Annotated in this window: 1 protein-coding gene; it reads right to left on the bottom strand. The window is 70.0% G+C overall.

Annotation, left to right across the window (positions count from 1 at the left end):
- On the bottom strand, nucleotides 1-767 hold a 767-nt coding region (locus ACWJ6R_RS37365; protein ID WP_449066709.1), incomplete at its 3' end, for a beta-ketoacyl reductase.
- Nucleotides 768-797 lie beyond the last annotated feature (30 nt).

The raw sequence follows: 797 nt of genomic DNA, 5'->3' as shown, positions 1-797 counted from the left end.
TCCACCGCGGTCAGAGAATCGAAACCCAAATCCTGAAACGCCCGCCCCGGCTCAACCGCCGCCACCGAAGCATGCCCCAACACCCCGGCCACCTCCCGCCGGACCACCTCCAACACCACCTCACGCCGACGAGCCCCCTCCACCCCCGCCAACCGCTCCGCCAACACCGAACCACCCGAACGCGCCACCCGCCGCACCGGACCCCGCACCAAACCCCGCAACAACCCCGGCAACGCCTCACCACGCGAACGCAACACCGCCGCATCCACCCGCAACGGCACCAACCCCGCCACCCCGCACACCAGCCCCGCATCAAACGACGCCAGCCCCTCCCCAACCGACAACGCCGGCAACCCCTGCCGCCGCATCCGCTCCCGATCCGCCTCACTCAACCAGCCACTCAACCCCGTCTCGGCATCCCACAACCCATACGCCAGCGACACCCCCGCCAGACCCGACACCCGCCGACGCACCGCCAACGCATCCAAGAACACATTCGCCGCCGCATACCCCCCCTGACCCGCCGCCAGCACCAACCCGCCAGCAGAGGAGAACAACACGAACGCCGACAACTCCATCCCCGCCGTCAGCTCATGCAGATGCCACGCCGCATCCGCCTTCGCCCCCAGCACCCCCTCCAACCGCTCCCCCGTCAGCGACCCCACCAGCCCGTTGTCAGCCACCCCCGCCGCATGCACCACACCCTTGAGCGGAAACTCCGCCGGAACCCCCGCGATCAGCTCGGCCAGCGCCTCACGATCACCCACATCACACGCCTCGACCCGCACCCGCGCACC

This window comes from Planomonospora algeriensis (assembly GCF_977012225.1).
This window is presented reverse-complemented; position numbering and strand designations above follow the sequence as displayed.